25 protein-coding genes are annotated in these 19407 nt (G+C 55.9%); 22 read left to right on the top strand and 3 right to left on the bottom strand.

Annotated elements, in window-relative coordinates; translation table 11 throughout:
- The first annotated feature begins 3 nt into the window (after positions 1–3).
- Positions 4–480: a hypothetical protein gene (locus L6D80_RS26675; RefSeq protein WP_023383600.1), complete on the top strand. Its 477-nt coding sequence runs from the start codon at positions 4–6 to the stop codon at positions 478–480.
- On the opposite strand, the gene L6D80_RS26670 is transcribed toward L6D80_RS26675, so the two are convergent.
- Positions 475–1233 carry a hypothetical protein gene (locus L6D80_RS26670; protein ID WP_225786313.1) on the bottom strand — a complete coding sequence of 253 codons (759 nt, stop codon included), beginning with the start codon at positions 1231–1233 and terminating at the stop codon, positions 475–477. The genes L6D80_RS26675 and L6D80_RS26670 overlap by 6 nt on opposite strands.
- Entirely contained in the window at positions 1230–2249 is a 1020-nt protein-coding gene (locus tag L6D80_RS26665) for a hypothetical protein (RefSeq protein ID WP_023383602.1), read from the bottom strand. The genes L6D80_RS26670 and L6D80_RS26665 overlap by 4 nt, the downstream gene beginning before the upstream one ends.
- Before the next feature lie 303 nt (positions 2250–2552).
- On the opposite strand from L6D80_RS26665, the gene L6D80_RS26660 reads away from it, so the two are divergent.
- From L6D80_RS26660 to L6D80_RS26640, 5 genes are all read left to right on the top strand, one after another.
- Entirely contained in the window at positions 2553–2819 is a 267-nt protein-coding gene (locus tag L6D80_RS26660; protein WP_060501457.1) for a hypothetical protein, read from the top strand.
- 78 nt (positions 2820–2897) lie between these two features.
- Positions 2898–3698: a phosphoadenosine phosphosulfate reductase domain-containing protein gene (locus L6D80_RS26655; protein WP_023383604.1), complete on the top strand. Its 801-nt coding sequence runs from the start codon at positions 2898–2900 to the stop codon at positions 3696–3698.
- Between the two features lie 61 nt (positions 3699–3759).
- Positions 3760–5772, top strand: coding sequence for an RNB domain-containing ribonuclease (locus L6D80_RS26650; RefSeq protein WP_060501454.1), 2013 nt, complete (start codon positions 3760–3762; stop codon positions 5770–5772).
- 44 nt (positions 5773–5816) lie between these two features.
- Complete coding sequence (locus L6D80_RS26645) at positions 5817–6032, top strand: hypothetical protein (protein ID WP_054925781.1); 216 nt, start codon at positions 5817–5819, stop codon at positions 6030–6032.
- Between the two features lie 119 nt (positions 6033–6151).
- Entirely contained in the window at positions 6152–6922 is a 771-nt protein-coding gene (locus L6D80_RS26640) for a hypothetical protein (protein ID WP_054925779.1), read from the top strand.
- Positions 6923–7037: 115 nt separating this feature from the next.
- Here the strand turns inward: L6D80_RS26640 and L6D80_RS26635 are convergent, their stop codons facing one another.
- Positions 7038–7436, bottom strand: a complete 399-nt coding sequence (locus tag L6D80_RS26635; protein WP_054925777.1) for a hypothetical protein — start codon at positions 7434–7436, stop codon at positions 7038–7040.
- 108 nt (positions 7437–7544) lie between these two features.
- On the opposite strand from L6D80_RS26635, the gene tnpA reads away from it, so the two are divergent.
- From tnpA to L6D80_RS26555, 16 genes are all read left to right on the top strand, one after another.
- On the top strand, positions 7545–7865 hold the full coding sequence (gene tnpA, locus L6D80_RS26630; protein ID WP_014754842.1) for an IS66-like element accessory protein TnpA: 321 nt from the start codon (positions 7545–7547) through the stop codon (positions 7863–7865).
- The gene (tnpB, locus tag L6D80_RS26625) at positions 7862–8197 is read left to right on the top strand and encodes an IS66 family insertion sequence element accessory protein TnpB (protein ID WP_014754843.1); all 336 of its coding nucleotides are present in this window, start codon (positions 7862–7864) and stop codon (positions 8195–8197) included. The genes tnpA and tnpB overlap by 4 nt, the downstream gene beginning before the upstream one ends.
- A gap of 63 nt (positions 8198–8260) precedes the next feature.
- Complete coding sequence (gene tnpC / locus L6D80_RS26620; RefSeq protein WP_060501452.1) at positions 8261–9796, top strand: IS66 family transposase; 1536 nt, start codon at positions 8261–8263, stop codon at positions 9794–9796.
- 162 nt (positions 9797–9958) lie between these two features.
- Positions 9959–10210, top strand: coding sequence for a hypothetical protein (locus tag L6D80_RS26615; RefSeq protein WP_175442761.1), 252 nt, complete (start codon positions 9959–9961; stop codon positions 10208–10210).
- Between the two features lie 371 nt (positions 10211–10581).
- Complete coding sequence (locus L6D80_RS26610) at positions 10582–10956, top strand: hypothetical protein (protein ID WP_139139825.1); 375 nt, start codon at positions 10582–10584, stop codon at positions 10954–10956.
- A 97-nt stretch (positions 10957–11053) separates the two neighbouring features.
- Positions 11054–11518, top strand: a complete 465-nt coding sequence (locus L6D80_RS26605; RefSeq protein WP_139139824.1) for a hypothetical protein — start codon at positions 11054–11056, stop codon at positions 11516–11518.
- 81 nt (positions 11519–11599) lie between these two features.
- Complete coding sequence (locus L6D80_RS26600; RefSeq protein ID WP_175442760.1) at positions 11600–12112, top strand: hypothetical protein; 513 nt, start codon at positions 11600–11602, stop codon at positions 12110–12112.
- A gap of 211 nt (positions 12113–12323) precedes the next feature.
- Positions 12324–12578 (top strand): hypothetical protein, encoded by a 255-nt coding sequence (locus L6D80_RS26595; RefSeq protein WP_054925937.1) that lies wholly within the window; start codon positions 12324–12326, stop codon positions 12576–12578.
- A gap of 162 nt (positions 12579–12740) precedes the next feature.
- Positions 12741–14270, top strand: a complete 1530-nt coding sequence (gene dnaB, locus L6D80_RS26590; RefSeq protein WP_054925935.1) for a replicative DNA helicase — start codon at positions 12741–12743, stop codon at positions 14268–14270.
- A gap of 58 nt (positions 14271–14328) precedes the next feature.
- The gene (gene dnaB / locus L6D80_RS26585; RefSeq protein WP_023383613.1) at positions 14329–15726 is read left to right on the top strand and encodes a replicative DNA helicase; all 1398 of its coding nucleotides are present in this window, start codon (positions 14329–14331) and stop codon (positions 15724–15726) included.
- 173 nt (positions 15727–15899) lie between these two features.
- On the top strand, positions 15900–16151 hold the full coding sequence (locus L6D80_RS26580) for a hypothetical protein (protein ID WP_023383614.1): 252 nt from the start codon (positions 15900–15902) through the stop codon (positions 16149–16151).
- A gap of 420 nt (positions 16152–16571) precedes the next feature.
- Positions 16572–16997, top strand: a complete 426-nt coding sequence (locus L6D80_RS26575) for a hypothetical protein (protein ID WP_054925932.1) — start codon at positions 16572–16574, stop codon at positions 16995–16997.
- 115 nt (positions 16998–17112) lie between these two features.
- Entirely contained in the window at positions 17113–17343 is a 231-nt protein-coding gene (locus L6D80_RS26570; RefSeq protein WP_054925930.1) for a hypothetical protein, read from the top strand.
- Positions 17344–17439: 96 nt separating this feature from the next.
- Positions 17440–17739: a hypothetical protein gene (locus L6D80_RS26565; protein ID WP_054925927.1), complete on the top strand. Its 300-nt coding sequence runs from the start codon at positions 17440–17442 to the stop codon at positions 17737–17739.
- A gap of 689 nt (positions 17740–18428) precedes the next feature.
- The gene (locus L6D80_RS26560) at positions 18429–18833 is read left to right on the top strand and encodes a hypothetical protein (protein ID WP_054925925.1); all 405 of its coding nucleotides are present in this window, start codon (positions 18429–18431) and stop codon (positions 18831–18833) included.
- On the top strand, positions 18811–19047 hold the full coding sequence (locus L6D80_RS26555; RefSeq protein ID WP_139139735.1) for a hypothetical protein: 237 nt from the start codon (positions 18811–18813) through the stop codon (positions 19045–19047). Before L6D80_RS26560 ends, L6D80_RS26555 begins: the two co-directional genes overlap by 23 nt.
- Positions 19048–19407 lie beyond the last annotated feature (360 nt).

Here is a 19407-nt window from a genome sequence, read left to right as displayed (position 1 = left end):
AACATGGATTACTCGCAACTGCTTGAGCGGAGCTTTCTTCAGATGGCTCACACGTCTGTAAGCCGCCTGGGATATCTCGCGGAGCACGTTTTCGGGTTCACTACGGATTCACCCAGTGCTGACGAGCTGTTCGCTGCCAAAGCTGTAGAGGTCTGCGCTGCGCTGGGCAATCGAACGATGCGGGAGTACGTTACTACCAAAGACGGGCACCTCTGGTTCTTGTTGATGTTCAACATGCCATTCTTCGCTGGGCGCCTCGATTGGGGCACCTCGATGACCGGATCCTGGTGGAGCGTTGAGCATGGAGAATTTTTGGAGCTGGATAGCTGCGGGCTCTGGACAGAAACCGGCCAGCTGTTAGAACCGATGCGCTTCACACTTGACCAGTGGAAGGAGTTCATCAACGCGGTCGTCGCTTTCGCTGCGCCCGAACTGGGGCCGGGCGCTGGGAAAGGCTTTGAGGAATTGCCGGCGTTATGAGGTCGGCTGAAGGCCGAAGGATTCTGCAATTCGGCCGATGATGGTCTTGAGGTCACCCCGAATCTTGAGCGCTTTGAAGTCGATCTCTTCGACCGCCAGGCGCTCAAGGAATAGCGCCATGTCTGCAGTAATGCTTGCGGGCAACTCAATCACCTCGCCAGTCAGCAGGCCCGCCAGGGCCAGGACATCGTTCCGATGCTTCCTGACGTTCTTCGAGTCAACTGCTTCACCGTTTGCCTTGCGCTGAGACAAGTCGAGCCAGGCCTTAGCTTTGAAGGGGATAAGACGATCAGCGCTGATGTATGTCAGCTCCTCGCTCTGATGGCGGCCGGAACGCAACAGGGTGTAATAGTCTTCATCGAGCAGGATAGCGCTCAAACTCGAAACCGACTCATCTGTGGGGATTGGGGTCAGCGTTGCGTTTTCCTCATGCTCAAGGCCATCCGGTGCACGAGAGAATAGTTCGATCATTACCGGGTAGGTTTCGTCGGCGGGATTCTGGAATCTGTAGAAGACCGGCCTGTCACCCCCTCTTTGTTTGATCTCATAGCCGCCGGCCTTTATGAACTCCCAGAACCTGTTAACAAAATGGGAGTCCAGAGCCTCAATCACGAGCACGATGTCTAGGTCTTTCGTGGCCCTGAAGCTCTCTCCCGCGTCTTCCATCGCCAGAGCAGAGGCAACGCCACCGATTAGGACGTAGCTATCGCGGAAATCGCGAAAGTGCCGGCCAAAAATATCTAAACCTTTCACGCTAACCAATGTACCTGCTCCTTGAGTTCATCCAACGCAATCTGAATGCGTTCGTCGGGGTTGTCTTCCAGGCTCAGAAACAGCGACGCTGTGTCTGCCATATACTGCGTTTCGGTGAGCGACGGATACCCCCAGATCTCCACCCACTCCTCGATCGAGTCCACCGACTCGACTACCTCAAACGCATCAAGCGCCAGCATGTCATTGAACACTTTCTTGCTCATCCCCCATACGGCCTGCTTAGGCTCCGCCAGCATCGTGTACTTGGCCAGGGCAGTTTCCCCCGCGATGAATACTCCCGGGGCCATGGGGATAGCATTTCGGGTAATACCAATTCTCTTTTTGACGGGGGACCGCAGGTGCTTCTTGGCCTTCTGGAACACCTCTGCAGGCGACCCGTTGAAGGCGTAGGTCTTCCAATGCAGCTCGCTTTTCGCAGGGCTAATCACCCCCAGCGATACCAGCTGATCCACTGCCTTCGAGAGGGTCACGCGACTGTAGCCCAGGTCCCCCAGCAAAGCGTTCGTAGTGAAGTAGGTTTCGTCGGGTATCCCGGAATATAGGCACGAGAGAAGCATGGCTTGGGCCGCGGGGAGGAGGGCGGCTACCTCGCTCTGCTCTCGCCGCTGACGGAAGCTTTCACGCAGGTCCAGCGCCATCTCAGGTATGAACATCTGGAAGCTGGGCTGGATGAAATTGACCTGGTGCATGATCAGGCTGCGGCGGTCTTGAGTCGACAAGGACCAGCAGACGTACACTACTACCTGGTTGGTGACGTTGCGCACCATCTCGATGTGCTTCTGCAGCTTCACGATGCCTGGGTACTCAATATCATCACGGGAGACCAGCAGCATCATGTTGAACGCCGAACTGTTCCCCATAGGTACGCTCAACTCGTAGGTCTTGTAGCTGTCCCGGATGGTATAGGGGACTCGGAGTGGCACCGGAGTCATCTGCGCTGCCACACCTAAAACGGACTCAATGTAGGCCTTAGCTTCGTCTTGTAAATTCGGCATGAGCCGGCCTCGTGTTAACTACTTTTTTTCACTGTAAACCACAGTGGTTTACAAGTCAAAAAAGTGGTTTACAATCCAATGTTTACTGGGGTTAAACGGAAATGTGCCATTTATAGTGGGTTAGAAAAAGCCCCAGCCAGAGTATGCGCTGTGCACTGCACAGTGTGAAGTGCACACAAGCAGTTCAAGCGCCGTCAGGTGGTCTGCTGACTTTTCCTACATCCATAACGGAACCGTCTGATCGACACCGTTGGATCAGAGGGGGAAGGTCAGGTTTTTCACCGAGGAAATGGAGCAAGGAAAATGGCTAGGCCAAACACCAGCGAACTGAAGCTACCTCTCAGCTTACACTTGGATCAGAGCACCCTGGATGCGATCATCCGCTTCAGGGCCGCACGTGCAGCACATTTGAAGTATGCGCACGACGATACAGCTGCCAGCGCAGAAATGTTTCTGGCGCTCCAGCAAGCTGAGGCCGACCTGGCCAGGGCGGTTGACGAGCTTCTGGTCAAGACTGCGGCTGAGACGGCAGAACCACACCCGCGACTGCAGAAAAATGTTGTCCTATAGGACAATATTTCAATTGAAAATAGTTGTTCTATAGTTTAATCTTTTCTCATTGACGTCTATCAATGAGGCCAGCAGGAAATGGATCGTTTTCAGCAGCAGGGCTTGCTTTTCGGGGATGAAACCCGTGACTCCACAAAAGCCGAGCTTGACCAGTTGATCGCCAGTGGTGCGCTGTTTGTGGCCAACCATTCGGGCGGTAAGGATTCGCAGGTGCAACTGATCCGTCTCCTGGAGCGCGTTCCGGCTAGCCAGCTGGTGGTTGTCCATGCATCGCTGGGCCCGATGGAGTGGCCGGGGGCGATGGAGCTGGCCCGTGATCAAGCCGCCGCTGCAGGCCTTCCTTTCATTGTTGCCACAGCCTCGAAGACGCTGCTGGAAATGGTAGAGCGTCGGTTCGAGATTCGCCCCGAGGTACCGAGCTGGCCATCTGCGTCTACTCGCCAATGCACGAGCGACTTGAAACGAGGACCCATCCAACGTGAGGTCAGGCGCTATGCAAAGGCCAATGGCTTCAAAACGATCGTCAACTGCCTTGGCCTGCGCGCTCAAGAGTCGCCAGGGCGAGCGAAGCGGGTAGTTTTCAGCCGGATGGGGATCAGCAACTCTGTGTTGACCTGGTTCGAGTGGTTGCCAGTACATGACATGCGCACGGATGAGGTCTTCGGTGCCATCGCTGCAGCGGGGCAGCGTCCTCATCACGCCTATGCCCTCGGTAATGATCGATTGAGCTGCATTTTCTGCGTGATGGCGTCCAAGCCTGACTTGCGTAACGGGCGTGTCCATCACCCTGAGCTTTTCGAGCAGTACGTCGCTCTTGAGCGGCGCACGGGCTACACGATGCACATGAATCGAATCCCACTTGTTGAGTTGGCGGCATGACCGCCCTCTGACTGCTTCCAGTGTAGAATCCACACACAGCTTGATAGGCCAAGGATCCACCGTGACTTCACCATTCTTCGTGACCATCGATTCCCAGAAAACGCTTGATATCGACGACGCGATATCGATCACCCAGAGCGGCGATCTGTACATCATATCAGTTGCCATCGCCGATCCTTCTGCGAAGGTTGGGGTCGGCTCTCATGACGATAAGTTGGCGTTTGAGCGGGCCGCCTCGATCTATGCCCGAGATCGTGCAGTGCAAACAATGCTGCCACGGCACATCGGCGCAGATCAAAGTAGCCTTGTCGCGGGGCAACCACGGCAAGCGATGGTTTTTACAATCACGCTCAATAGCTCGCTTGAGGTCGTCGGTTTTGAACCTAGCTGCCAGGTTATCACCGTCAACACCCGTCTCACATATGAGGCCATTCCGGAGATAGCCCGAAGCACTCAAAGCCCTTTGCGTGAAATGGTGGAGCTCCTCAGTAGGGTTTCGACGCTGCTGCTGCAGCGCCGCCGATCGAAAGGAGCGCTTGCCCTTTACGATATTCGCAAGCTCATGCTCTCGGATGAGGAGGGCAATCTTCGCCAATACGAGTCGTTGGATCAGATGGTCGGGCACATCATCGTGCAAGAATTCATGATTCTGACGAATTCCCAAATAGCCCTCTTCATGGCCGAGAATGGGCTGCCGGCGGTATACCGTAACCACGCAAGCCGAGTCTCCGCTCCGCATGCACTGGACCTGGCCAACACAGTCGAGCAGTGGTTGAAAGAGGGGCTGGTGACCGAAGCCTCTGTGGGTGCGCAGTTAGGGGCACTCATAGAGCGTGCTGTTTACGATGGCGTGGCGCGTGGGCATTACGGTCTTGGCCTAACGCTGTACCTCCACGGCACCTCTCCGCTTCGTCGGTATGCCGACTTGGTGAACATTCGCCAGATTCGGGCGCATCTCGACAATTGCCCGCTGCCATATTCGCAAGCAGATCTGCTTACAATCTCTGCGTCGATCAACAAAACGCTGCGAGAGCGATCCGAATCCACTGTCGACTACCACAAGGAGGTGCTGGCGCGGAAAGCTCAGCGCTTGGTGGCGAGTGGGAACCTGGTCAATATGGAGGACAACGTACTCAGCGCTGCCGTGAAGCTCGCGAAAGACGCCGGTCATTTGCCTGAAGCTGTAGTGGCTGAATTGATACGAAGACTCAACAACAACACGATAGCGGACGCCATCGTCGATCGACTTGCGATTCAAATCCCAAGGGAAGCAATCACCGAAGATCTTGGGGTGGCTTTCTCGAACTGGATGTGCCAGCACCCTCACAACGTGGTCAGGATCATCATGAACGGAATCCAGACTCAAGTTTTTGAGGGGCTCGATGAAACGGTGCACGGTGTAAATGGAGGCTTCAAGTGTGTGGTTGCTGTCTCGGCAAGTGGGCGGCGTCTTCAGGGTGTTGGTGTGCACCGCGAGAAGCGTGTAGCAAAGCAGAAAGCCATGGTCGAGATTTTGTGTCGTCACTTGAGTTTGCCCATAAACAGCCTTAACCCTGAGGCTCCGACGCAGTCATCAAGCTCTCCAGCGCCCCGCGCTACTGACTACAAAGGTGCGCTAATTGAACTTTGCCGGAAGCGGGGGTGGGCTGCTCCCCATTTGCATGTCGCGATGAGTGGACCGTCAAATGCTGCAAGCTTCACAGCCACCGCGACTGTCCACCCGAAGGGTGGCGACGTCGAAAGTGCTACCTCACCAGAGTGTGCAACCAAGAAGGCCGCTGAAGCAGCTGCTTCGGCCATCCTATTGGAGCGACTGGCCAAGTCACGTGAGGCGACTTCCGTGAGCAGCTCAAACCCGGTAGTGCAGCTAAATGAGATGGCACAAAAAAACAGGCTGGCGGAGCCCAGTTACATCTTCACCCAGCTGAGCATTGCCCCTCCGCAATTCGAATGCGTGGCGCGAATTGTGGTAGATGGAAATGTGCTTTCGGCCAAGACAGTGGCTGGAGGTAAGAAAGTCGCGAAAGAGCTAGCTGCTGCCGAAATCCTTGGGCAAGTGAAAATAGCGAGCTGAATGAGACGTCCTGTTGACTGCCGCGAGAATGGAGAGCTAGGCAAATGAGCACAGAGCAAGAAGAACTGGAGGGCTTCGAGCTGGCCTACAGTGTGCAGATCGACAGCAGCCAGGTGCTTGAGTTGCTGGTTGACGAAATTGACACTGGGGACAGCGTTTGGCAAACCACGAATGCGAGCGGTCAGGTCCTAGACCGTTCCGAGCGTTACGAGGATCAGGCCCGGTGTCTGCGTGACGGCCTGAATAAAGTGCTGAAGTAGGAGCAAGCACCAGGTGTACTCAAGCCCAGCCATCGAGCTGGGCTAGTCTGGTTGTTGAGGTTGCATTCTTAGATGCTGCTGGAGCCTTTAGCCAGCAAGGGCAATCGAATGGACGAGCGATGAATCTGAACAGAATTGTTGATCGACAGGTGGTGCGAGCCGAGGCCTTGATTGCTGGTTACCTTGGTTTGTACGCTGGCAGCATCGACCTGGCTGACTTCAACCCAGGATCGGTCAAGCGAGCAACCCCAGAGTTCAAGCGTAGCGTGCAGCTGATCCACGATCTTGCGGCTACGTCGGTGGTGACTCAGTCGACTGTCCGCATGATGGAAGCCGCCGTGGATGGACTGGCCGGCATGGTCAGGGCACCCAAGATGATGGCGCCCACACGCGCCCTCTGGGCTATCGAGGATAGGATTCGTCGCACCCCGCTGGCGCTGGTTCGTCACCTGGGCGCAATTGCAGGGTCGGTGGCCGCGGGTATCTGGGGAACCATCGAGAAAAGCGCTGAAGCAGATGTGGGCGTAGCGATCGCCGCGGCCCTGGTGATGTTTTCCTTCGGCTGCAGCCTGAGCCATCTGCGAGACCCTGACCACACAGTGCCGAAAGGGCTTTTGGCGTTCCTAGGCGTTGGAGCGCTTGCGCTCGTTACGAAGGGAGTGCTGTTCACATTCTTGGTTTATGCAGTCATCTCGACGGGCTTCTTCATCCGAGACATCGCGCTGTGGTGCCGCCGGCCGAAGCCGGGCGCTGTAGCTTCGTTCAACCGTGACGATCGGGTGCTGTTCGGCGATAACGGCAACATCTACACAGTCGAGGAGCTGTACGACCTTACCGGCGGTCACGGGCCTGCGCATAGCGCTTACGGCCTTGCGAAAGACGATGATTGAACCATGATTCATGGAATGCAGGTGGCTGCGCAGATGCGCCTGCGAGAGCGTGTGGCAGTAGTGCTGCTCGGCCTCGACTCAGCTGGGGAGTCGAGGCCGAGCGCATATGAGTAGACTACTTGCCTTCGCCGTTTGCCCGGGCGAACTGTGCAATGTCCAGTGGCACCTCAGCGAACCCGGCCGGCTGAGTACACCAGTCTACGACCCAGTCCTGGACATGCCGACGGGTGAGAGGGCCGTACGCTCGCTTGACGTCGTTTAGGCTGATGAGCCCACAGATGGGGTTGATGATCCAAAATCCAATGTGCTTGGCGCAGAGGAAATAGGCTGCAGCGTAAAAAATGGCTGACGCGATGTTCCCGTACAGCTCCCGGATCTGAAGCATTGGGTAGTAGAACGCAGCAGTCGTGACCAGGGCGCAGATCATCACGAGCGCCCACTGATTCCACATCTTTAGAGCGATAAAGCCGGTAAGCCACCACTGCCGTCGCTTGTTCAAGTCATCCCATTTCATTTCTGTTTGTAAGCGTCCGGCGAACTCACCTTCCGAACTCCAGCATTAAGGGCGATGGTGTCCGCGTATTTTTAAGCGGACGCGATCACCCTTATCGCCAGGATTTCCATGCGCCAACGAAGCTCTTATCCGAAACCATTCAAAGCCCAAGTCGTTCAGGAATGCCTGCAACCTGGCGCGACGGTGTCCAGTGTTGCCATCAGCCACGGCATCAATGCCAACGTCATCCGCAAATGGCTGCCGCTCTATCGAGATCAGCCTGCAGCAGCTTCACTACCGGCTTTCGTCCCGCTAAAAGCCCCACCTAAACGGCCAGTCGAGGCGTCAGTGATCATCGAGTTGCCCATGGCCGGGCAAGTGATCACGGTGAAATGGCCAACCTCAGATCCTGAGGGCTGCGCGCAATTTATCCGGGCTGTCTCTCAATGATCCGCATCGATGCGATCTGGCTGGCCACCGAGCCGATGGACATGCGCGCCGGTACCGAAACCGCTTTAGCCCGAGTAATCGCGGTGTTTGGTGCGGCGAAGCCGCACTGCGCTTATCTGTTCGCCAATCGCCGGGCCAACCGGATGAAAGTGCTGGTGCACGACGGCGTGGGCGTCTGGCTTGCCGCACGGCGACTGAACCAAGGCAAGTTCCACTGGCCCGGCATTCGCCATGGCTGCGAGGTCGAGCTCGACAACGAACAACTCCAGGCGTTGGTACTGGGCTTGCCGTGGCAGCGCGTTGGCGCCGGCGGTGTGATCAGCATGCTGTAAACGCCGGCCATTTGGCCGGTCTACTTGTCGTCGTCCCGCGCCTGCTCTGGCACAATCGGCGGCATGACTTTCTCGCCCAACCTCGACCAGATGACCCCGGAACAGCTTCGTGCCTTGGCGGCACAGGCGTTGCAGTTGCAATCCCAGGTCGAGGCGATGAGCAGGAAGATCCAAAACGATGAAATCCTCATCGAACAGTTCAAGTTCGAAATCGCCCTGCTCAAACGGCACAAGTTTGCCAAGCGCAGCGAGCAAATCAGCCCGGCTCAAAGCAGCTTGCTGGATGACCTGCTCGACACAGACCTTGAAGCTATCGAGGCCGAGCTAAAACAGCTCCTACCAGCTGCGCCACAGTCCGAACCACGGCAATCCCCGAAACGTGCGCCCTTGCCGCCGCAGTTTCCACGCACCGTCATTCGCCATGAACCCGAAAACACTCAGTGCGCCTGTGGTTGCCAGCTCCAACGCATCGGCGAAGACGTCAGCGAAAAGCTGGATTACACGCCGGGCGTGTTTACCGTCGAGCAACATGTGCGGGGCAAATGGGCCTGTCGCCAGTGCGAAACCCTGATCCAGGCCCCGGTGCCAGCCCAGGTTATCGACAAAGGTATCCCGACCACAGGTTTGTTGGCCCACGTGATGGTGGCCAAGTTTGCCGATCACTTGCCGCTGTACCGGCAGGAGAAAATCTTTGGCCGTGCCGGGCTGGCAATTGCTCGCTCGACCCTGGCGCAGTGGGTCGGACAAACCGGCGTGCGGCTTCAGCCACTGGTCGATGCACTGCGTGAAGCCGTGCTGAACCAGGGCGTGATCCACGCTGATGAGACACCGGTGCAAATGCTTGCGCCAGGCGAGAAGAAAACCCACCGGGCTTCTGTCTGGGCCTACAGCACCACGCCGTTTTCGGCGCTCAAGGCGGTGGTTTACGACTTCAGCCCAAGCCGTGCTGGCGAACATGCGCGCAACTTCCTGGGTGACTGGAACGGCAAGCTGGTCTGCGACGACTTCGCTGGCTACAAAGCCGGGTTTGAACAAGGCATCACTGAAATCGGTTGCATGGCCCACGCCCGTCGCAAGTTTTTCGATCTGCATGTGGCGAACAAAAGCCAATTGGCCGAACAGGCGCTGCACTCGATCAGCGGCCTGTACGAGGTCGAACGCCAGGCGCGAGACATGAATGATGAAGATCGTTGGCGAATACGTCAGGAACTAGCGGTACCGATCAGCAAAACACTGCATGAGTGGATGTTGGCCCAGCGTGACCTGGTGCCCAACGGATCAGCCACGGCCAAAGCCCTCGATTACAGCCTGAAACGCTGGGTAGCGCTGACGCGCTACCTGGACGATGGGGCTGTGCCCATCGACAACAACCAGGTCGAGAACCAGATACGGCCATGGGCACTCGGGCGCTCGAACTGGTTGTTTGCCGGGTCGTTGCGCAGCGGCAAACGCGCGGCGGCGATCATGAGCTTGATCCAGTCGGCACGCATGAATGGGCATGATCCGTATGCCTATCTCAAGGATGTGCTGACGCGGCTGCCGACCCAACGGGCCAGTGAGATCGGGCAGTTGCTGCCGCATCAGTGGGTACCGGCCTGACTTACGCAAGGTGAGTTGGGCGGACGCTTACTTCTGTTTGGTGTCCTGTCGTCTGTGGCCTTGTGGCCTGAGCGAAGGAATATAACAATACTAGTTAATTATCTGTACGCGTTATGTGTTATTTTTTATTCCGGAAAACGAGCCATGTCCAGGAGATCCTTGGTGAGTTCAGAAAAAAACACCCGCATGCGTGCGGTTTACTGGGGCGTAGCGTTGCTCGCTCTGATCGGAGGACCGCTGGCCTACAACGGCCTAGGTTTGAGCAAGCTGAGAACTGATTTTTCATCTGCGACACCTGAGGAAATTGAGGCGGCGACCCGTGATTCGAAATGCGCAAATCGGCTCCTGGTGGATGCCAACCGAAGCGCGCTAGTCGAGCGTCAGGCCGAAGCTTTCAAGGGGACTGCACCATGATTTCGTCTGGCCAGCAGCCCGCCCAAAATCAAATTCGGCGCAACTACGTGGTTGGCGCCATCTGCATCGCAGCTTTTTCTGCGAGCTCATTCGCATACACGTTGCCCGGGCTTACCGCTAAGGCGGCATCGCTTGTGGTTGGGTACTGGGCGGCACTGCCGTTTGTACACCTGGCCACAGGGCATGGGTTCGGATTCAAGAAGAAGCGGACAGTAGCCACAGGCTGCCCTGGCGTAGATGGCCAATGCTGTGATGCTGGAAGTGCAGTCGAGCAGCCTTCCCAAGCGCAGATTGAGGTTGCACTAGGCATTGATGCTGTTTCTGCCTCGCGCACTCCCTCCAGCCCAAACAATTGTGCAGGTTGAGTCGAGATGAAAAGAAAATTCAAGAATGGTAATTCTGGCTGGAAGACAAACTGGCTCGGTGTTTGTGAGCGCCCTCGATTCTTCACCATTGTCACGCTCAAAGCGATGGCAATGTTTGTTGTTCTAACTGTTTTGAGTTTATTGCGCTCTGCAGTGGTTTTAGTAGTGATTGCCTTGCTAGTTTCAACGATTGGCAAGATTTTTACTTCTACAGAGAGCTTTGATGTGCGCAGTCTTGCTGTCTTAGATGGGATACCAGACTATTTTACTCTGATAGTCATGATTTTGGTTTGGCACGGGATGGTGTGCGATGTATTTGCAGTACTGCGAAAATGGCGGCAAAAGCGAATTCGGAGCCGAAACGAAATTAAAATGAGCTGAATTCGGTGATTGGTACGCTGGTTTCAACCCGCTATAGCTGCAATCCAGGTTGGTGGCGTAAGCTTCTAATTTTGTACATGCTGATTGGATATAATGCATGAATTTTTTTAAAAAAGCGCCTACGCTGTATGAGCAGCTAGAAATCGGTAATGTCTCATTTGCATCTGCAATAAAGCTAAGTCGCTTGGCTTTTCTTGTATCCAAGCGAAGATTCGTTGAGTTTTATTTGCCATTTCTTGCTTTGGTAGCGACTGTGTTAGCTTGTAGTAAGTTTCTACACAGTGAGGGGCGACCAATATCTCACTATGTTGGAATACCGATGATGTATTTTGCCTGGTGTTCGTTTTTTGTTGTGAAGCTTTTCTGGGCGAATAAAGGTCGTTCGTATCTGGAATGGGTGGAAGACATGTTTGGCCCGAAAACGTGTCAAGCTGTGCTGGATCTTTTTCTGGCCGGTGAGCGCTATGACGTAGTCCAGGAAGCGAAAGCTCAAGGTGAATACGTATCGTCATTGTACGTAAAGTCACTCAAACAGTCGGCAACAGCTCAGCGTTCCGAGTGATGATATCGGGCCGTATTCGGTCATTATTCGGCTGTAGGCTGATTCGGCCCTTTGAGTCTCTCGCCCTGGAGTTGAGGCCACATGAACGTTCAAGAGCAACTACGTCACCACGAAGCCCTGATCATTGCCGCACCAAGGCGAGTATTGGCTGGTGATGACGACTGGAAAAAGGACATCACACTTGACGCTGGGGTTTACGTGATATGGCAGGAGAGAACTCCAATCTACGTTGGCGAAACCTCGGCACTTCGCGCCAGAATGGGTGACCTCACCGTCTTTAAGCACCATACCTTTGCGCGCAGAACCTGCGATTTGTTCGGGCTTGGCGCCAGGGACAGAAATGGCCTGATCAGCGTATATTCGAGCAACTACGAACTGTCCTTCTGTGCGGTCCCGTTTGGGCGCAAGGAAATCGAGGAATACTTGATTTTGCGCTGGCGTTCAAGCCTGTCGAACAAAGTCGCAGCGCGGCTGCTGTCGGGGCACCAATACAACTGGGTTGTGCCTGCTGCACCAGTCTTGAATACCGGTGCCGGCAGTGCTCCGGACATCCAGGCGAGGGAGCTCGATATCGGATTGGCGGAAGCACTTTAGGTCCTCCTTTGTTCTGTATTTTTTCAGCTCTAAAGGTCTCGTGATTTCACTGAAAGTTTAGGATATTTAGAGCTTTAGTGGTCGTCTTCTCGGCCTTCGATGCCGTTTGACATTCAGTAAATCTTTCAGGATTATAGTTACGTGTTGCCAACTTGCGCCCGTAATCCGCGACTGCGCATGTCAGCGCACGGCCCCTCCCTGGAGAGTTTGAATGTCGATCCCAAAACCGAGTGCCGAAACTTTAGGCCAGGCCGGCGATGATGCTGGCGTGGAGGCGGCGCTGCAGGAATTCCGCGATAAGATTCAGGCCGCTACTGGTCGATCAGTGCTCCCGCTTGAGTTGGCGGCATTCCGCGCCCAGGTCGCTACCTGCATCGCTCACCGGCAGCCGCGGCTCGTGCAGTTTGGCCTTTGCGACTTTCAAACCCGCACCGGGCGGGCAACCTTGATCGAAGTGACGTTCTGATCCGGCCGGCCACCCAGCGCGTGGTAGTTGCGTTCTAGGCCCCCAAACAACGAACATCGTGACCAAACCCCAGCTGTCAGCGCAGGACAGGACCATCTATGGGTACTGATTGCAGCTGGCAGCCCGATCCGCACCAGCAATTCGACGAGTAAGGCCTGAGGCTTGAACGACCATATCCATCTAGCGGCTGAATACGATCAGAACCCCAGTCGGGAGCTGCCGCATTCTGTTGAAGCCGAGCAGGCCATTCTAGGCGGATTGCTGAACGAGCCACGTGCCTGGGTGCGAGTCTCGGACCTGGTGGTCGAATCTGATTTTTTCCGCGCCGACCACAGGCTCATTTTTAAGGCTATTGCCAGGCTGCTTGAAGAGGGGCGTGCGCTTGATGTTGTCACAGCCCAGGAGGCTCTGGATCGAGCAGGGGATCTCTCGAACGCCGGTGGGCTGGCCTATCTAAAAGAGCTTTCCGATAACACCCCGTCCGTTGCCAACATCGCGTCCTTTGCACGCGTAGTCAGTGAGCGGTCGCAGTTCCGAAAGATCATTGGCGTCTGCGGGGAGATCGAGCAAAGCGCCAGCTCCCCGAACGGCCGCACCGCGGAAGATCTGGTGCATGATGCCGAATCGAAAATGTTGTCCGTGGCCGGTCAACGGCCGAAGGAAGGCGGCCCGGTTGGCATCGACACCCTGCTCAGGAAAGCCGTCGAGAAGATCGAATCCGCCCATGAGTCAGGCCTTGAGTCCCTGGGCCAATCGACAGGCTTCGTCGACCTCGATAGCAAACTGAGCCTGTTGCGTCCTGCTGACCTGGTCATCGTGGCCGGCCGGCCATCCATGGGCAAAACCACTTTTGCCATGAACATTGTGGAAGAGGCCGTTCTGCGGTCGGAAAAAGTGGTCGTGGTCTATTCCATGGAGATGCCTGGCGATGCCCTGCTAACGCGCATGCTCTCCTCGATGGGTAGCATTGACCAGTCGCGAGTCCGATCCGGGAAGCTGTTGAATGAGGACTGGACCAAGCTGACCAAGGCTGCCAATGCACTCAACAAGAACGATCGCTTCTTCATTGATGACACGCCGGCCCTGAGCCCTTCGGAGATGCGTAGCCGTACGCGGAGGCTTCGGCGCGTGCACGGCGAGATTGGCCTGATCATGGTGGACTACCTGCAGCTGATGCAAATCCCCGGATATGGCGGCCTCAACCGTACCAACGAAATTTCGGCCATCTCCAGGTCACTAAAGGCTTTGGCCAAGGAATTTGATTGCCCCGTGATTGCACTCTCGCAGCTCAATCGCTCGGTGGAACAACGCAAGGACAAGCGCCCGGTTAACTCCGATCTGCGCGAATCCGGGGCAATTGAGCAGGACGCGGATGTGATCCTGTTCGTGTACCGGGATGAGGTGTACAACCCTGACTCCCGCTTCGCTGGTACGGCCGAGATCATCATCGGCAAGCAGCGTGAAGGTCCGACCGGTTTTGTGCGGCTTGGCTTTGAGGGGCGATACACACGCTTCGTCAACTTAATGCCAGGCACGCACGACTTCACCGATCAAGAGATGGGTGTAGAGATGATTGATCCCCATTCTCGCCTTGGTCGGATGCCGGTGCAAAAGCTGGCAGAAGAGGCTTCCAAGAAGGTCGAGGGCAAGGGCAGGGGGCGGCGCCGGAAAGGTTCGAGAAAGCCGCCATGAAGCCCGCTGACACCTCGCCAACCGGTAGCGCTCCCCACTCACTCAACAAGATGCCCACATGAACGAAGATTATGCTTCCGAGCAGCTTGACCTACAGACCTCCTCGCTGAAGGTGCCACCGCATTCGATCGAGGCTGAGCAGTCCGTGCTCGGTGGTCTCATGCTCGATAACAACGCCTGGGAGCGTGTGCTCGATCAGGTCTCTGATGGCGACTTCTACCGACACGATCACCGGCTGATTTTCCGCGCCATTCAAAAGCTGGCCGACCTGAACGAGCCTTTTGACATCGTGACGCTGCATGAGCGTCTGGACAAGGAGGGGCTGAGCAGCCAGGTCGGCGGACTGGCCTATCTGGCGGAGCTGGCAAAGAACACCCCGTCCGTGGCCAACATCAAGGCCTACGCTGCGATCATCCGCGAGCGGGCGACCCTGCGCCAGCTGATCAGCATCAGCACTGACATCGCGGACAGTGCCTTCAATCCAGAAGGGCGGAATGCAGCGGAGATCCTCGACGAAGCCGAACGGCAGATTTTCCAGATCGCTGAAGCCCGGCCGAAAACCGGCGGCCCGGTGGGTGTCAAAGACCTGCTGACCATGGCCATCGACCGTATCGATACGCTGTTCAACTCCGACAGCGACATCACCGGTGTTTCCACCGGCTTCACCGACCTGGACGAGAAGACCAGCGGCCTGCAGCCGGCCGACCTGATCATCGTTGCCGGCCGGCCTTCGATGGGCAAGACCACCTTCGCCATGAACCTGGTGGAGAACGCTGTGCTGCGGTCCGAGAAGGCGGTGCTGGTGTTCTCGCTCGAAATGCCAGGTGAGTCGCTGATCATGCGTATGCTGTCGTCGCTCGGCCGCATCGACCAGACCAAGGTGCGATCCGGCCAGCTCGACGATGATGACTGGCCGCGACTGACCTCAGCGGTGAACCTGCTCAACAACCGCAAGCTGTTCATCGACGACACCGCCGGCATCAGTCCCTCGGAAATGCGTGCGCGCACCCGGCGCCTGGCCCGTGAGCACGGCGAGATTGGCATGATCATGGTCGACTACCTGCAGCTGATGCAGATCCCGGGCTCTGCCGGCGACAACCGGACCAATGAGATTTCCGAGATCTCCCGTTCCCTCAAGGCCCTGGCCAAGGAATTCAATTGCCCAGTCATCGCCCTGTCTCAGCTGAACCGCTCCCTGGAGCAGCGGCCGAACAAGCGCCCAGTGAACTCCGACTTGCGTGAGTCCGGTGCGATCGAGCAGGACGCCGACGTGATCATGTTCGTGTACCGGGATGAGGTGTATCACCCCGAGACCGAGCACAAGGGTGTGGCGGAGATCATCATCGGCAAGCAACGTAACGGTCCGATCGGCTTTGTGCGGCTGGCGTTCATCGGTAAGTACACCCGCTTCGAGAACCTCGCGCCTGGCATGTACAACTTCGACGATGATGAGTGATGACCCTCTGATCAGTTAGTGTCAGCCGCTATCCCCAGCTTCGCCCTCAAACGTAGTCGCGATGATCGCAGTAGGTTGGCAGGGGGGGGGGCGGCTCATCATTCCCTCCTGCTTTCATGCTCAATGTTGAGCATCTCCTGGATACGAAGCCTACATCCTCCTGGAGATGCCACATGCACAACCTGAACGTATCTGAACTGACCTGGCCCCAACAGGTAGCTCTCGACGACTACGTCCTCTACACGCAGCGCCTTCCTTGCCAAGGTGTCGCTGCTGAGCAGTGGTTGGAGCGGAAGCGAAAAGACTTTATCGAGCACATCATGCACATCAACGAGCAGGCCAGTTACACCGCCTTCCTTGCTCGCCTGATCAAAGAAACTCCCTCGCCCGCCGCTCGCCGAGCTGAACTGGCATCACGCCAATGAAGCCTCGGCTGCAGGTCCTGGTCTTGATCAAAGGAAAACCCCGGCTGACTGATGTCCAGGGTCTTTTCCGCTTAGCCATCACCGCACGCAGCTCTGACGAGTACCCCTGTTGCGTGGTCAGCTTTCAGTAAACGCTTCACCCACCCCAGCCAAGGCTGGGGTTTTTTATGCTTGGCGGTATCCTCTGGTTACCTGGACTGGAGCCTGGGCGGGCGGTCTGTGCGTGCGTGCAGCTATTTTGTGAATGCGCAACCCGCACCGTATGCGATGCGTTTGCGCCGGCGTCAACTTGATTTACTAGCATTATGCGTACGTGTTAGGCTTCGTTGGCGATCATCTTGCGCGAAGCACTCCGCGCACGCCGATGCCGAGTGACTGATCGACTTGGTGTCAACGCCCAAAGTCGAAGGGAAAATACCGATGAATGAGTACGCCAATTGGAAGCAGGCGGTCGTGGAAGCTGTAGCAAGTAAGGGTCAGATCCCCCGCGACATTGCAGCGAAGGTTACCGAGGACAATTGCCCTGTCCTCCAGCATGCATGGGGCCTGCAGCTCGATGTCAACGTGGCTGCAGTAAGGATCATCGAATCTGAGGAAAGGGCGGCGATTGAACAGCACAAGGCCAGCCTGACCAAGATCTGTCGTGTCGCGCCGTGGGTACTCCTGGCTTCCGGTGGTATGGCTGTGATTGGTAAGACATTCCATCCGCTGGCGGACACTCCACTCGCCGTGTTCGAGTCACTGGCAGTCTTTGCGGGTATCACGGGGGGCCTTTGCGCCCTGTGCTTCTACACAGCTGCGCGGCTCAAACTGGACGAGTTTCAGAAGGCTGAAGAAAAATCCTAAGTAACTAAGATGATCAACGCTCAGCTGCACGCCGAGCCCCGGAGAAATAAACCGGGGCCGTGCCAGTTGAAGGAGTTCGTTTCGCGTCCGCGAAATCTAGGAATTAAGTGAAACAATGAAAATCGAGCTTGAAAGAATTGCTGAATTCTTGATGACGATCCCTCTATCCATTTTGCAGCTCATCGCTGTGTCGGCTTTGGTCGTGAGTTGGTTTGTGATCTTCAAGCCTCTATTGGCGAAGAAGAAATTGCTGATCTGGCAACAAGTGGTTGGTGGCCTCGCTTTCGGTATTGGGTTTGGAGTTGCCTTCGCAGCTGCGGCCTTGTCCCTCGGCCCAAATGTATAGAAAACGTTGTAGATCGCCAGCCCGCCACGTCGCGGGCATTCGCGGTAGGGGGCGTGGGTTCGCGTCTCCGACCATCACCGGAAAGGAACTGTGCCGATGAGTATCCTGAACAACTATTCCGAAGCGGACCTGGACACCGAAATCTCGGTGAAGCTGACCCTGCGCGACTTGCTAATTCTGAGCTGGGGGCACGAGAGCGTTTCCTTCGTGCCTGGGGAAGCGTCCGATAAAGAATTCAAAGCTGCTGAACAGAAGATCGACAATGCCCTCAACCAGCTTCGTGTGCAGATCTCCCGGGCAGAGCGGCCAAAGCTCATGGTTGATGAGGGGCAGAGGGCGCCGCAACTCAGTGCTGATGCCATCCAAACCGTGTTGAAAACGAACACCAGGAACTGATCACGGTAAACGCTCAGGTGTACCCCAAGCCCCGGCCTGATAAACCGGGACCGAGGCCGTAGAGACAGGTGTGATTTTCGCGCCCGCATAACCATAAGGGACCTGTATGAGAAGAGAAATGGATCCAACCCGTCCAGTGACAAGAAATCGCGTTCTTTCGTTTTTCGGTGCGGCCGTGATCTGGTTCATCCTGATAGCACTTGACAGCCGTTCTGAGCACATCAGTGCGTTACTGTTCTTTGTCTTGGCGTCATATATGGCCCGTAGTATCTCGGGAATTAGCCCCACCAGCGCTGTATGTGACACTGACGAAGAAATCCGGGCCAAACTAGATGCGAACAACCTAAGCAGCAAGCTTGATTAAGTAGGAAAGTCGGCCTATGAATATTTCCTAGGAGATGGAGCGAATGAAGCGAAGTAACATTTTTCTTTTTCTTGCGTGTTTCATCGGATTACCTATTTGTTTTTTCGATGACCCCGTTCACGCTATGGGAAAAACACTTCTATATGTCGTGGCCTTGGTTATCTTCATGTCATTCTTAACAGGCTTAGCCTTTTGGGCCATCGAACACTCCCGAGGAGAGTAGCCCTGACTGTATGGGGATGCGCACATCCAAGCCCTGCCTTCGCTGGGCTGTAACCGTAGGAGAGGGGCAACTTTGCCCCCGGATCTGCAGGAAAACGAGGCCATGACCGAGAAAACCTACCGCATTTTTCATAACTACGACCGGGGCGACCAATCGGAATATTTGACGTCATCGACCGACCCAACACGGGCAGCGATCTACTGCCAGTTCTTGGCGGAGGATCAACTGGACGAATCGGCTTCGGTCCGGAACAGTGGTATTGCAAAAGCCCTTGTGCAGTTCTACGGCTGTACTCCCGTCGAGAAGACGCATTCAGCTATCGGCATCGATCTGTATTTCGCGAGGGAAGGTCTGTGCGGCGACTATGAGCAACTGATGGCCGACCAGTCGTTGCAACGTGAAGGCATCATTGATCTGATCCGACCTTATACGGACTGTGTCGGCGATGCCGCGAGTCACCAGGAACTGAACACGGAACAAGTAAATGCAAAGAACTCAATTGGATGAAGTAGTCGCTGCTCTCAAAGTGGCACCTTTAGAAACAGTGGTAATGGGAGCGAGCACCGTAATTGCCCTCATTCTGTTCTGTCTGGACTCCCAATGGTTCGGTCTTGCGCTGGTGACAGCATTAGTTTCTGCTCTCGGCCTTTGGTGCGCATCACCTGAAATCCTCCAGTTGGCCAACAAGCGTGCTAAGGCACGTCACCGCTACCCGTACTGATTTAGAGATTTTTGAAATGGCCAATCGCATTCGCTTTTCAGCTCGCTTAGTCTTGGCCGTGTGCCTATTTTTTTGGGGCCTGTGTTAGTCTGGTGGACTGCCGCTTTAGGGCAATCAGCGGGGCAGAAGGTAAGTGAGTCTTTTGTCGGCATGGCCTCTGCATATCCGTGGGTATGGTTACCCATTGCTAGCATTGGACCTGCGATGATAATTGGTTTAACGGTACTTATGCTTAGGGAATCTCCGAACAAGCCTTCAGTTATGCGAGAATCCCCGCAACACCTGATCCGAGCCGCCCATGAGCCAGATGAGCTTTTCCGACTTTGAGTACGCCGGCAAGCGCAAGCAAACCCGCCGAGA

Source organism: Pseudomonas ceruminis (assembly GCF_021602025.1).
Classification (GTDB): Bacteria; Pseudomonadota; Gammaproteobacteria; order Pseudomonadales; family Pseudomonadaceae; genus Aquipseudomonas; species Aquipseudomonas ceruminis.
This window is presented reverse-complemented; position numbering and strand designations above follow the sequence as displayed.

Excerpts from the sequence above, each read along its gene's own strand:
- L6D80_RS26675 (WP_023383600.1), top strand. The coding sequence starts at position 4 with ATGGATTACTCGCAACTGCTTGAGCGGAGCTTTCTTCAGATGGCTCAC.
- L6D80_RS26665 (WP_023383602.1), bottom strand. The coding sequence starts at position 2,249 with ATGCCGAATTTACAAGACGAAGCTAAGGCCTACATTGAGTCCGTTTTA.
- L6D80_RS26660 (WP_060501457.1), top strand. The coding sequence starts at position 2,553 with ATGGCTAGGCCAAACACCAGCGAACTGAAGCTACCTCTCAGCTTACAC.
- L6D80_RS26655 (WP_023383604.1), top strand. The coding sequence starts at position 2,898 with ATGGATCGTTTTCAGCAGCAGGGCTTGCTTTTCGGGGATGAAACCCGT.
- L6D80_RS26645 (WP_054925781.1), top strand. The coding sequence starts at position 5,817 with ATGAGCACAGAGCAAGAAGAACTGGAGGGCTTCGAGCTGGCCTACAGT.
- L6D80_RS26640 (WP_054925779.1), top strand. The coding sequence starts at position 6,152 with ATGAATCTGAACAGAATTGTTGATCGACAGGTGGTGCGAGCCGAGGCC.
- L6D80_RS26635 (WP_054925777.1), bottom strand. The coding sequence starts at position 7,436 with ATGAAATGGGATGACTTGAACAAGCGACGGCAGTGGTGGCTTACCGGC.
- tnpA (WP_014754842.1), top strand. The coding sequence starts at position 7,545 with ATGCGCCAACGAAGCTCTTATCCGAAACCATTCAAAGCCCAAGTCGTT.
- tnpB (WP_014754843.1), top strand. The coding sequence starts at position 7,862 with ATGATCCGCATCGATGCGATCTGGCTGGCCACCGAGCCGATGGACATG.
- tnpC (WP_060501452.1), top strand. The coding sequence starts at position 8,261 with ATGACTTTCTCGCCCAACCTCGACCAGATGACCCCGGAACAGCTTCGT.
- L6D80_RS26610 (WP_139139825.1), top strand. The coding sequence starts at position 10,582 with ATGAAAAGAAAATTCAAGAATGGTAATTCTGGCTGGAAGACAAACTGG.
- L6D80_RS26605 (WP_139139824.1), top strand. The coding sequence starts at position 11,054 with ATGAATTTTTTTAAAAAAGCGCCTACGCTGTATGAGCAGCTAGAAATC.
- L6D80_RS26600 (WP_175442760.1), top strand. The coding sequence starts at position 11,600 with ATGAACGTTCAAGAGCAACTACGTCACCACGAAGCCCTGATCATTGCC.
- L6D80_RS26595 (WP_054925937.1), top strand. The coding sequence starts at position 12,324 with ATGTCGATCCCAAAACCGAGTGCCGAAACTTTAGGCCAGGCCGGCGAT.
- dnaB (WP_023383613.1), top strand. The coding sequence starts at position 14,329 with ATGAACGAAGATTATGCTTCCGAGCAGCTTGACCTACAGACCTCCTCG.
- L6D80_RS26580 (WP_023383614.1), top strand. The coding sequence starts at position 15,900 with ATGCACAACCTGAACGTATCTGAACTGACCTGGCCCCAACAGGTAGCT.
- L6D80_RS26575 (WP_054925932.1), top strand. The coding sequence starts at position 16,572 with ATGAATGAGTACGCCAATTGGAAGCAGGCGGTCGTGGAAGCTGTAGCA.
- L6D80_RS26570 (WP_054925930.1), top strand. The coding sequence starts at position 17,113 with ATGAAAATCGAGCTTGAAAGAATTGCTGAATTCTTGATGACGATCCCT.
- L6D80_RS26565 (WP_054925927.1), top strand. The coding sequence starts at position 17,440 with ATGAGTATCCTGAACAACTATTCCGAAGCGGACCTGGACACCGAAATC.
- L6D80_RS26560 (WP_054925925.1), top strand. The coding sequence starts at position 18,429 with ATGACCGAGAAAACCTACCGCATTTTTCATAACTACGACCGGGGCGAC.
- L6D80_RS26555 (WP_139139735.1), top strand. The coding sequence starts at position 18,811 with ATGCAAAGAACTCAATTGGATGAAGTAGTCGCTGCTCTCAAAGTGGCA.